The 13,646-nt window shown below is 48.1% G+C and carries 1 protein-coding gene; it reads left to right on the forward strand.

The annotated features are described in order from the left end of the window. The first annotated feature begins 38 nt into the window (after positions 1–38). Positions 39–13,436, forward strand: coding sequence for an SDR family NAD(P)-dependent oxidoreductase (locus tag BN1546_RS21125; RefSeq protein ID WP_090738775.1), 13,398 nt, complete (start codon positions 39–41; stop codon positions 13,434–13,436). The last annotated feature ends 210 nt before the right edge of the window (positions 13,437–13,646 follow it).

The raw sequence follows: 13,646 nt of genomic DNA on the forward strand, positions 1-13,646 counted from the left end.
ATATTCGTCCTATTTCATACAGCTAGGAGGGCATTTTTATGGATCCAAAAGATATTTTTCGTGCGGTACAAACAGGGGAAATAAATTCTGAAGATGCCGAAAAACAATTGCTCCAATTTATGGGCGGGCTCTCGGATGAATCTTTGGAAGAATCATTGGCAGCTCGATCAGAGGAATCATCATTAGAGGAATTGTCTCTTTCGCTACAGCCATTGGACAGTTTTCACGGACCGGAAAAGGAGAGCAATGGCGAAACGGAAGTGCCGCCTGTGGTTCAACTGCAGGAATTTGAGCATGGCATTGTCCTGTTAACAATGAAGGATACAGTGCACAAAAATACATTTTCCAATGAACTGATTATAGGCCTGAATCAGGCGTTCGAAACGGTGCAGGCTAACGAAAATTATAAAGTTGTGATTCTGACGGGGTACGACACCTACTTTGCCACAGGAGGTACACAGGAGGGACTGCTGGCAATTCATGAGGGAAAGGCGAAATATAGCGATACCAATGTTTACAAGATTGCACTGGATTGCAAGCTACCGGTCATTGCCGCTATGCAGGGACATGGGATTGGCGCAGGCTGGTGCATGGGGATGTTTTGCGATTTTATCGTGATGAGTAGAGAAAGCATCTACACCACTAATTTTATGAAATACGGCTTCACTCCTGGTGCGGGCTCAACTCTCATTTTTCCTGAAAAATTCGGAGTTAGCATGGCGCAGGAAATTTTATTCACAGGTACTAGATATAGCGGTTCAGAACTGGAGTCCAAAGGGACTCCTTTTCCTGTTCTGCCGAGAAACGAAGTGGTATCGTACGCTATGCAGCTGGCAAGGAAACTGTCCGAGTCGCCAAGAGAATCATTGATTGAGCTGAAAAACCATATGGCTCAGCCGATAAGAGAAAAGCTAGCCGCTACGATTGAAAAAGAAATAAAAATGCAGGACAAAACGTTTGTGAATCAGCAAGAGGTCAAGGAACGGATTCAAACGGCCTACGGACAGCTGCCGAATAGCGATGATACGCACAAACTGCTCAAGCAGGCTGATCTGAAAAAAAACGTGTCCCGTATACCGCATGGTCAGGAGAAGGATTCGATCGCAATTATTGGCATGGCGGGGCAGTTCCCCAAATCCAAAACATTGACTGAATTCTGGGATAACTTGGCTCAGGGCAGGGATTGTATATCGGAAATTCCTTCAACACGCTGGTCCATTGATGATTATTATGATACTGATCCCAAGGTTGAGGGGAAAACCTATAGCAAGTGGATGGGTGTGCTAGAGGATATAGATCGATTTGACCCGTTGTTCTTTAATATATCTCCTGCGGAAGCAGAGATGATGGACCCTCAACAGCGTCTATTTCTGGAAAGTAGCTGGAAATGCATTGAAGATGCAGGTTTAAATCCTGCCTCACTGTCGGGGAGCCGTTGCGGTGTTTTTGTAGGTTGTGCAGCTAGTGATTATGGAAGGTCCATGGGCGGACAGGGGTTAAACGCGCAGGTTCTTATGGGAGGAGCACCTTCCATTTTATCGGCCCGGATTTCGTATTTACTGAATTTGAAGGGCCCTTCTCTGGCGATTGATACCGCATGCTCTTCCTCTCTGGTAGCTATTGCTGAAGCTTGCAACAGCCTTGTTTTAGAAACAAGCGATCTTGCTTTGGCGGGCGGAGTAATGGTTATGGCAGGACCGGGGATGCATGTTATGACCAGCAAAGCAGGAATGTTGTCCAAGGATGGACGATGCTTTACTTTTGATACCCGTGCAAACGGGTTTGTCCCCGGAGAAGGGGTTGGCGTTGTTTTATTAAAACGGCTCTCTGATGCAATCAGGGACAAGGACTCCATCCATGGGGTTATCCGGGGCTGGGGAATGAATCAGGATGGGAAAACCAACGGCATCACCGCTCCAAGTGTAAATTCACAGATTTCGCTCGAAAGAGAGGTTTACCAGCGGTTTAATATTAATCCTGAAACCATCTCTCTGGTAGAGGCCCATGGGACAGGCACCAAGCTGGGTGATCCTATCGAAGTGGAAGGACTTACCGAATCTTTCCGATCCTATACGAGCAAAAAGGGCTATTGCGCGCTGGGATCGCTGAAAAGCAATATGGGACATATGCTGACTGCGGCCGGAGTGGCCGGGGTAATGAAAGTACTCCTGGCTATGAAACACCAGCAATTGCCGCCAACCATCAATTTTGAAGCCTTAAATGAACATATTTCTTTGGAGGAAAGCCCGTTTTACATTAACACCGGGCTACAAAAGTGGGAGTCCAAACCGGGGACACCCCGGCGTGCAAGCGTAAGTGCTTTTGGGTTTAGCGGCACTAACGCACATATGGTTATTGAAGAATATGTGCCTGTAGCCTCTGAGATGAAGCTGGACCCAGTCGATCAAGACAACTCAGTGCTATTTGTACTGTCTGCCAAAAGCGAACAAGCCTTGAAAGCCTATGCAGCTGACATGATGGACTTTGTTAAATTGCACGAAAATGCTAATTTGTCGGACCTGACTTATACCCTTCAAGTGGGCAGAGAGGCCATGAACTGGCGTCTCGCGTTTTTGACAGATTCAAGAGGAAATCTGATCGATGAGCTGGAGCATTTTGTGAATGAAAACTCATCGGATAAGGTGTTAACCGGACAGGTAGACGATGCTAGAGACGGAATTGAACTTTTTGATTCTGACGAAGACACCGGGACCCTCGTTCGGACCTGGCTTCAGAATAGAAGACTTGATAAGGTGGCCAAATTATGGGCCAATGGCGCAAGTATTGAATGGGATGCACTTTATGGAGAAATTAAGCCTCAGCGAATCAGTCTACCGACCTATCCTTTCGAGAGGGAACGCTATTGGTTGTCTGAGACAGACATGGGGCAGGAGAATATAAACCCGGCTATGGCCGCCCAAATCCACCCTTTGCTGCATCAAAATACTTCCGATCTCTCTGGGCAGCGCTACGATTCCACCTTTACAGGCCGGGAATTTTTCCTAGCGGATCACCGAATCCTAGGCCAACCGACATTACCCGGGGTGGCTTACCTTGAAATGGTGCGAGCGGCCGTAGAAGAAGCAGCGGGGGATGTTATGGAGGGTGAGACTCATATACAGCTGAAAAATGTAGTATGGGCTCAGCCCATCGTTGTAGCTAACAAACCAGTCAGGGTGCACACCAGCCTATATCCTCAGGAAGATGGAGCGATTGCGTTTGAAATATATAGCAGAGTGGAAGAAGACGCCGAAGGTATTATACACAGCCAGGGGATAGCTGTGTTGGAGAGAAGCGGTGAGTCGCAGTATCTGGACCTGAATGTCTTACAGGCAGAATGTATTCGCAGTTCACTATCTTCAAGCCAATGCTATGAAGCTTTCAGAACCATGGGAATAGACTATGGCCCGGGACATCGGGGAATAGAGACCATCTTTCAGGGAAAAGATTACGTGCTGGCAAAGCTGTCCCTTCCATCCAATGTATCTCATACCCAAAGTGAATTTGTATTGCATCCGGCTTTGATGGATTCAGCCTTGCAGGCCACAATCGGCTTGGTGATGGATCGGGAAGAACATGTGCCTGAGGGCAAGCTCTCAGTACCCTTTGCCTTGCACGAACTGAAAATATTCGAAAAATGCACTTCTGTGATGTGGGCCCGGATTTCCAGACAAGCGAATGAGGAGACACTAAATGGATTGAGCATGGTACATATCGATCTCTGCGACGAGACCGGAAAGATTTGTGTGCAGCTCAAAGGGCTCTCATCCAGAGAGCTGGAAGAAGGAGTAGGGCAAGCAGACTTCGTTGAGCATGTGGGCACACTCATGCTGGAGCCGGTCTGGGAGGAGAAGGAAGTCCCCGCAGGAGAGAACGCGTTCGACGATATACGGCACATTGTGATCCTGTGCGAATTTGAAGGTATCGCCGGGGAGGATATTGCAGCTCGCATGGACGGTACTCGCTGCATTGTTTTACAGTCCTCAAGTACTGACTTGGATGCGCGGTTTGAAGACTACACTATTCAGATATTTGAAGAATTGCAAACTATGATGCTGGACATACACAAACCAAAAACTTTGCTGCAAATTGCAGTCCCTGCCCGAAATGATCAACAGGTCTATTCCGGGTTCTTTGCCATGCTGCAAACCGCCCAAAAAGAAAACCCGAGTATCATGGGTCAACTGCTAGAGCTTGATGCCAAAGATGGCCCTGAGGGGATTATTGCAAAATTAGAAGAGAACCGATACAGCCAGTACAGCGAACGGATACGATATCATGGCGACAAGCGACAGGCTTTAAAGTGGCAAGAAATTGAAACCTTGTGCGAAGATCCAGTCCGGCCATGGAAAGATGGAGGGACCTATCTCATCACTGGCGGTCTAGGCGGTCTGGGACTGATTTTTGCCAGAGACATCGTGTGCAATGTGAAAAACTCCACCGTCGTACTGGCAGGACGATCACCTCTGTCAGCGGATAAACAGTCCTTGTTAAGTGAATTGGAAGCGCGGGAAGGTCATATAGAGTACAGACAGGTGGACGTGGGTCAAAAGGAAGCGGTCACCGAGTTAATTAATGGCATCGTCGAGCAATTTGGCGGTCTTAACGGTATTTTGCACACAGCAGGAGTGATACGGGACAACTTTATCATCAAAAAGACGATAGAAGAAGTTAGAGAAGTGCTGACTCCCAAAGTCTCAGGGTTGATCCATCTGGATCAGGCCAGCAGAGCCCTGCCTCTCGATTTCTTTATCCTGTTTTCTTCCGGCGCCGGAAGTCTTGGTAATGTAGGACAGATTGATTACTCTGCTGCCAATGGTTTTATGGATGCTTATGCTTCTTATCGAAATGCCTTGGTGGCAGTCAAGCAGCGCCATGGGCACACGCTGTCGATCAACTGGCCGTTGTGGAAAGACGGGGGCATGCATGTCGATGGGAAAACGGAAAAGGCGATGCAAGGTCTGGGCATGATTGCCATGGAAACAGAGAATGGAATAAAGGCTTTGTATCAAGGCTTATCTTCCGGTAAAAGCCAGGTCATGGTTATCGAAGGGTATCCTCAAACGATTAAGGCGGCCATGCTTGGACAGCCTTCAGGAACAGAAATTTCAGGCCGTTCCGGATTGGAAGACGGGGAAGCCGCGGTTATCGGCGAAGAATGGCTAAGAGAAAAAGCTGAAGACTATTTGAAAACATTGCTTTCGGCTGTAATCAAGCTGCCAGCTGAAAGTATAAATGTAAACGCGCCTATGGACAGGTATGGGATTGATTCCATATTGGTCATGCAGCTCACGAATGAATTAGAAAAAACGTTTGGCTCACTGCCGAAGACATTATTTTTTGAATACCATAATCTCCGCTCATTAACTGGCTATTTCCTGGAATCGCATCACGGCCGGCTGGTAGACGTTTTAAAAGCGCAGGAGAAAAATACGGCTCCTCACAAAGTAGCGAACGAACCTGCAAAAGCAGCAATAGAGCCTTTGGCTTCGTTAGCTGCGGGTCGCAAACGTACATGGCCTCTCCCGACAAGTACGCAGCCCCATCGTGAAAAGAAGGGCTTGGAGATTGCCATTATCGGGGTATCGGGAAGATATCCGGGGGCAGCAGGTATCGACGAGTTCTGGAAAAATCTAAGGGATGGGAAGGATTCCATCACTGAGATTCCCAAGGAGCGTTGGGACCACAGTCTGTACTTTAATGAAACTAAAGGTAAGCCCGGGAAAACCTACAGCAAGTGGGGAGGGTTTATCGACGGAGTGGACTGGTTTGACCCGTTGTTTTTCAACATTTCGCCAAGAGAAGCGGAAACGATGGACCCTCAGGAGCGCCTATTCCTAGAATGCGTGTATGAAACCATAGAGGATGCGGGCTATACGCGTGAAACTCTTTGTGCAGACCGGGGACTTGGCGGCATGGAAGGCAATGTTGGCGTTTATGTCGGAGTGATGTATCACGAATATCAGCTTTATGGAGCCCAGGAACAAGCCAAAGGGAATATGCTCGGGCTTCTCGGGAATGCTTCGGCGGTTGCCAACCGTGTATCGTATTTTTGTAATTTTCATGGACCAAGTATCGCTGTGGATACCATGTGCTCTTCGTCACTGACAGCAATCCATATGGCTTGTCACGGGTTGCAACATGGAGAATGTGAACTGGCGGTTGCAGGGGGAGTTAATGTTTCTGTCCATCCCAACAAATATCTACTACTCGGACAGGGAAGCTTTGCATCAAGCAATGGGCGGTGTGAAAGCTTCGGACAGGGTGACGGATATGTGCCAGGAGAAGGAGTCGGGGCTTTGCTGCTCAAGCCGCTGGCCAAAGCTATAGCAGATGGAGACCGGGTATATGGCATCATAAAAGGTACTGCAGTGAATCACGGAGGTAAGACCAATGGATATACCGTACCCAACCCCAACGCACAGGCTAGCGTGATTGGGCAGGCCATTCAGGAGGCGGGAATCAACCCTAGAACCATTAGCTATATAGAGGCGCATGGGACAGGAACTCCTCTGGGTGATCCGATTGAAATTGCGGGCTTACAAAAGGTGTTCCGGGAATATACCAGAGACAAGCAGTTCTGTTCAATCGGGTCTGCCAAGTCTAATATCGGACATTGTGAGAGCGCAGCTGGTATTGCCGCGGTGACAAAGGTGCTGTTGCAGTTGAAAAATAAACAATTGGTACCTTCGCTGCATTCAAGCAAGTTAAATCCCAATATCGATTTTAGTGATAGCCCTTTTAAAGTTCAGCAGGAATTAGAGGAATGGAAAAGACCTGTCGTATCCATCGATGGCGAAATCAGGGAATACCCAAGGCTGGCAGGAGTCTCGGCCTTCGGGGCAGGCGGATCTAACGCTCATGTGGTAATCGAAGAATACATTCCAGCAGAGACTGCTCAGCTGCAAGCTGCTCCTGCGTCGCTTAATCCTGCCATGATTGTGCTATCGGCCAAGAACAAGGAAAGACTGAACGAGCAGGCCCAAAGATTGCTATCTGCCATCAGAGAGCTGAATGACCCGCATATAGGTCTCGCAGATATCGCCTACACGCTGCAGATCGGACGAGAAGCGATGGAAGAACGGCTTGCGATCATCGCCACATCCATCCAAGAGCTAGATTGGAAATTGGAAAGCTTCCTGCTGGAAAAGGAAGGTATAGAAGAGCTGTATAGAGGACAGGTAAAGCGCAACAAAGGAGTATTGGTCACTCAGGAAATCGATGAGGATATGGCTAAAATGGTGGGTGCATGGGTGAGCAAAGGTAAATATGGAAAGCTCGCCGAGCTTTGGGTGACGGGATTGCTGTTGAACTGGAACAGGCTTTATGGGGAAGTGAAGCCTCGCAGGATTAGTTTGCCAGCCTATCCTTTTGCCAGAGAAAGCTATTGGGTGCCCGTAAACCAGGTAAAGAGCGATGGCATGACAGCCGCTCTCGGTCAGTCTACATTTTTGTCACCTTTACTGCATCACAACACTTCAAACTTCTTGAAGCAGCGGTTCAGCTCAACGTTTACGGGCGAGGAGTTTTTCCTCAGGGATCATACGGTAAAAGGCCAACGGGTTCTACCAGGTGTCGCTTATCTTGAGATGGTGCGGGCGGCTGTGGAACGCTCTATAGGAGATGAGGACAACTGCGCAACAGGAATCCGGTTGAAAAATGTAAACTGGATTCGGCCAATTGTGGTGGAAGATCGGCCATTCTCAGTACACACCGGACTATTCTTGGAAGACGCCGGAAAAATCAGCTTTGAAGTGTATAGTGAGCAAGAAGGAGGCAATATCGGACATACCGTGCACAGCCAGGGCAATGCGGTGCAGTTTAACGTGGAACAAAAGCTAGTGCTTAACCTTGAGGCATTACAGGCAGAATTTGATCCACACGGATTTGAGGGGGCGCGCTGCTACGATATCTTCCAAAAAATCGGGATGGATTACGGCCCAGCCTTCAAATGTGTGGAGAAAGTGTACACACGTCCGGGCAAGGTACTAGTCAAGCTGGCACTGCCCTCCATGCTCTCTGATTCGGCTGACAGCTTTGTTCTTCACCCTAGCTTAATGGATGCGGCCTTGCATGCATCGATCGGATTAATCATGGGGCAAGATGGAGGGCTGCCGGACAGCACGGTACCAAATACCCCTTCTATGCCATTCGCTCTTCAAGAGATCGAAATCCATGGGGGATGCACCCAGAATATGTGGTCGTTGATTCAATACAGCGAGGGCAGCAAGAAAGTGGACAAGGTACAGAAGCTCAATATCGACTTATGTGATGAGGAAGGGAACGTTTGTGTCAGAATAACGGGACTATCCACCCGGGCGCTGGACGGAGATATCCGCACTGAGCATGCACAAGGCGTAGTCGCAGGAGATCATGCCGCCGATCCGCTTGTAGGAGCCGTTATGCTCATCCCCAAATGGGACCCGGTTGCGCTTAAAAAAGATACAGCTTTCCCATCGTCGATAGACCGAATGGTCATTGCAGGTGGTACAGACAAAGATAGACAGGCTATCCGGGAATATTATCCGAAGGCGCATTTTTTGGAGCTACAGGCGCAGGATTCCATAGAAACGGTTGCCTCAAAGGTCGAAGAATATGGAGCCGTTGATCATATTTTGTGGATTGCCCCTACTATTTCTGTCGAATCTGTCACTGCTGAATCCTTAATTGAGGAACAGGAGCCAGGAGTCTTGCTCTTCTTTAGAATGGTCAAGGCGCTGCTCCTGCTGGGGTATGGAACGAAAAAACTAGGCTGGACAACTATAACCACCCAGGCTCAGTCGATCGATCAGGACGACACAGTCCACCCGGCCCACGCAAGTTTCCATGGGTTGGTAGGCACGATGGCCAAAGAATATCCGAACTGGAAGGTTCGTATTATAGACCTGCAATCCGACTATGACTGGCCGTTATCCGAACTATTTACGCTGCCTTCAGACCGTCAGGGACGGATGTGGGTTTTTAGAGGCGGGCAGTGGTATCGCCAGCAGCTGATTCCGTTTAAACAGACTCCAGGCTCAAAAGGACAGACGCTGTACAAAACCGCAGGCGTCTATGTGGTTATCGGTGGTGCAGGCAACATCGGAGTGGCATGGAGCAAGTATATGGCTTCGACCTATCAGGCTCAGATGGTGTGGATAGGCAGAAGGCCAAAGGATGCATCCATCCAGGCTAAATTGGACGAATTTAAAGGCCACGGGCCTGTTCCATGCTATATTACGGCAGATGCAGCAGATGAAAGGTCGCTGCAGGGAGCATATGAGGAGATAAAGCAGCGTTACTCCAAGATCAACGGCGTAGTCCACTCTGCCATTGCCTTTTTTGAGAAAGGATTGGAAGACTTGACGGAGGAAGGGCTCCGGTCCGGGCTTTCGGCAAAGGTCGATGTCAGTGTACGCATGGCTCAGGTCTTCCAAAATGAATCGCTGGATTTCGTGTTGTTTTTCTCTTCCATTATTGCCTATGTAAAAAATCCAGGACAAAGCAGCTATGCTGCCGGATGTACCTTTAAGGATGCGTTTGCGCAGCGGCTCTCACAGGAATGGCGTTGTCCGGTGAAAGTCATGAACTGGGGATACTGGGGGAACGACGAGAACAATGCTTCCCAAGACAGGCAGCAAGAGGTGGAAAATTACTCAAGACTAGCGCAGATCGGTGTTGGACTTATTGAGCCTCAAGAGGGGATGGAGGCACTTGAGACGTTGCTTGCTTCCCCGCTGAATCAAGTAGGGCTGATGAAAACAACAAAACATCTAGATTTGGAAGGGACTAATCCGGCGGAAGCCATTGACCTGTACCCGCACAACACGGATCCCGATCTTCGGGATATACAAGAAAGTATTGCTGCAGTGATCAAATCAAAAGTCCAGTTTGCCAAGGACTATGCGGCAGAGGATGCTGGCAGCCTGCAGGAAAGGGAATTGGAACACCTATTGTGCAAACTAATGCAGGGGCAACTTTTGTCTATGGGGCTGTCAGGGACAGATCGTCAGTCTGTCGACGAGTTTAAACATAAGCATGGGCTGTCTGAGTTATATGGCAAATGGCTAAGAGAGAGCGTAAAGATTTTGGCACGGATGAATGATGCCCTTACAGGTGGAAATGATTCCAGCTCGACTTATAGAGAGGATGTCTGGCAGGAATGGGAAGAGCACAAGCATACATGGCTGAAATATCCGCAGATGCGAGCAAGGGTACATTTGGTTGAGACAACGCTGCGAGCTTTGCCTGAAATTATTACCGGCAAATGTCCTGCCACGGAAATCATGTTCCCCAATTCCTCTATGGAGCTGGTGGAAGGAATTTATAAAAACAGTCTGGTCGCCGACTATTTTAATGAAGTTCTTTCCGATACGATTGCCGCCTATGTTCAGCAGAGAATTATGAACAACTCCGCTGCAGAAATCAGAATTCTTGAAATTGGAGCAGGCACTGGAGGAACCAGCAGCACCGTATTTCTCAAATTACGGCCATATTGCAAACACATTCAGGAATATTGTTATACCGATATTTCAAAGGCCTTTTTGATGCACGCAGAAAAAGAGTATGGGCCAGACAATCCGTATCTCAGTTATCGAATATTTAATGTGGAAGAACCTATTGCTGGACAAGGTATTGATGCGGGTAAATATGATATTGTCATTGCTGCCAATGTACTTCATACGGCAAAAGATATTCGCCAGGCATTGCGCAATGCGAAAGCGGTTTTGAAAAGCAACGGCCTGCTTCTGTTAAATGAACTCATGGGCAGCAGCGTGTTTACCCATCTTACCTTCGGATTGCTGGATGGCTGGTGGGCTTATAAGGATTCGGAATTGCGTATTCCCGGCTGCCCTGGGCTGTATCCTCACGTATGGAAAAGCGTATTGGCCAAAGAAGGCTTTCACACAGCGTTCTTCCCAGCGCAGGAGGCGCATGATTGGGGCCAGCAGATCGTTGCAGCCCAAAGCGATGGCTTGGTTCGGCAAAAGCGACAGCCAAAGCAGAAAACCATATCGATAGAGAATAGGACTGTTGAAGCAGGATCAATGAAACAATCAGCTCAGCCCAAAAGAGAGGCAGTACAGGCAGAATCAGAAAATGTGCTGCGCAGCAAAAGTACGGCCTACTTTAAAAATTTACTTGGCGAAACACTAAAAATGGAACCGGGAAGCATCGACTCTACGGTTGCCCTGGAAGAGTACGGGATCGACTCGATATTGGTTGTGCAAATCACCAATGTTTTGCGTGAGGTCATCGAGGATTTTGCCAGCACCCTGTTTTTTGAGTACAACACCATAGATGATCTGGTAGCGTACCTGCTTCAAACGCAAAGGGATTCGTTGAAGAAGCTGGTAGGTATGAAGGAGACAGAGATGAGCGAAGAAACTTCCAGAGTGGAAGAGGTACCTGCTCCACAGGTAATCGATATGGCCCCAATGAGCTTTGTACGGGAAGGACGCTTCCTTAAGCCGTCTGTCAGCAAAGGTGAGAAGCCGAAGGAGCACTCCTCTAATATCAGAGATGTTGCGATTGTGGGCTTGTCAGGGCGCTATCCAGGAGCTCGTAATGTAGAGGAATATTGGAACAACCTAAAAGAGGGTAAAAACTGCATCACTGAAATTCCGAAAGACCGTTGGGATTGGAAGACCTACTTTGACGAAGAAAAAGGAAAACGAGGCACCATCTATACAAAATCAGGCGGCTTTATCGATGGAATTGATTTATTTGATCCGCTATTTTTCAAGATTTCTCCTGCAGAAGCTGAAACTATGGACCCGCAAGAACGGCTCTTTCTGGAAGCCGCATACGCAAGTATTGAGGATGCCGGATATACCCCTGCCAATCTTTGTGAGAGTCGAAAAGTGGGCGTATTTGCGGGCGTGATGAACGGAAATTACGGTTTGGGACCTCAATACAATTCCATTTCCAATCGGATATCCTATCATTTGGATTTCCAAGGTCCAAGTATGACTATCGATACCGCTTGTTCTTCCTCATTGACGGCGATCCATCTAGCTTTGGAAAGTCTGTATAGCGGTATCAGCGAGTGCGCTATTGTCGGAGGGGTCAATTTGATCGTAGACCCAATCCACTATATCAAACTGTCAGCAATGACGATGCTTTCCAAAAGTGGCGAATGTAAGTCGTTTGGAGACCAAGCGGATGGATTCGTTGATGGGGAGGGCGTCGGCGCTATCGTGTTAAAGCCGCTGGAGAAAGCTATTGCAGACGGTGACCATATTTATGGTGTCATCAAAGGGAGTATGCTCAATGCTTCAGGTAAAACCAGTGGTTATACAGTTCCTAGCCCTCAAGCTCAATCTCAGCTGATCGAGGCGGCGCTTCAGCGTTCGAATGTTGATGCAAGAACCATCAGTTATATTGAAGCCCATGGAACCGGCACGGCTTTGGGAGATCCTATTGAAATTGCAGGATTGACCAGGGCTTTTGAGAAATTCACACAAGACAAGCAGTTCTGCGCCATAGGGTCGGTCAAATCCAATATTGGTCACACTGAGAGCGCAGCAGGCATTGCAGGGGTAACTAAAATATTGTTGCAGCTTAAGCATCGCCAGTTAGTACCATCTTTACATTCTAGGAAGTTGAATCCTGAAATTCATTTCACCAATACTCCTTTTGTCGTTCAGCAGAGCCTAGAAGAATGGAAGAGACCGGTAATTACAACGGATGGAATCACTGAAGAGTATCCGAGACGGGCTGGAATATCGTCTTTCGGTGCAGGAGGGGCCAACGCTCATATCGTGATTGAAGAGTATATTCCCGAGGTCCAGGAGCCATCAGGAATAGAATCTGCTTCTCAGGGACCTGCCATGATCGTGCTATCAGCCAAGAGTGAGGAGCAGCTTAAGGAAAAAGGACGACAGCTGCTTGAGGCTCTTCAAGGTCAGTTATCCTCTGCTAGCATATTGGATATTGCCTATACGCTCCAGGTGGGACGCGAACCGATGGAGGAGCGTCTAGCCATGCTTGTGGATTCGATCACAGATCTTGAGGAGAAATTAAAGGAATTTGTGGCCGGACGCCACCACATGCTCAACCTGTATAGAGGCCAGGTGAAGCGCAACAAAGAAGCGTTGTCCATTTTTACGGGGGACGAAGACCTGCAGCAACTGATTGAACATTGGATTTCCAAAAGGAAATATACAAAGCTTCTGGAGCTGTGGGCCAAAGGGCTAAATTTGGATTGGAACAAACTTTATACTGGCAAGGTACCTCGCCGTATCAGCTTGCCAACCTATCCATTTGCAAAAGAGCATTACTGGACTTCTGAAAGCAAGGATCAATTAAAAGCCCATGCATTACTGCCGCAAAATGAAAGCAATGTAGATTTTGATGATCAATTGTGTGGCAGACTCTTGGATGAAATGATGAACGATGCCATGTCTGTTGATGAGGCTGCCAACGAAATCTTCAATATATTCACACGTAAATGAGAAGTTTCTACATGCTGGGAGGCAATCGAAGATGAAGGACTTTTTTCAAAATATTCTGGGCGAGGTAAAAAGCGGACGGATGCAGAAAGAGGAGGCTATTTTCAGAATACGCCAAGTTCAAGCTCAAATGGCTTCACACGGTACCCTGCAAAGCAAAGCAGGGGCCGAGGCGGGGGCCCTGGCGAATACAGGAATTCTTATGCTTGAGCC

The sequence above is a fragment of the Paenibacillus sp. Mc5Re-14 genome (assembly GCF_001049835.1).
Lineage (GTDB): Bacteria > Bacillota > Bacilli > Paenibacillales > Paenibacillaceae > Paenibacillus > Paenibacillus polymyxa_C.

What these genes read in the sequence shown, in the direction of transcription:
- BN1546_RS21125 (WP_090738775.1), top strand. Translation starts at nt 39, where the DNA reads ATGGATCCAAAAGATATTTTTCGTGCGGTACAAACAGGGGAAATAAAT.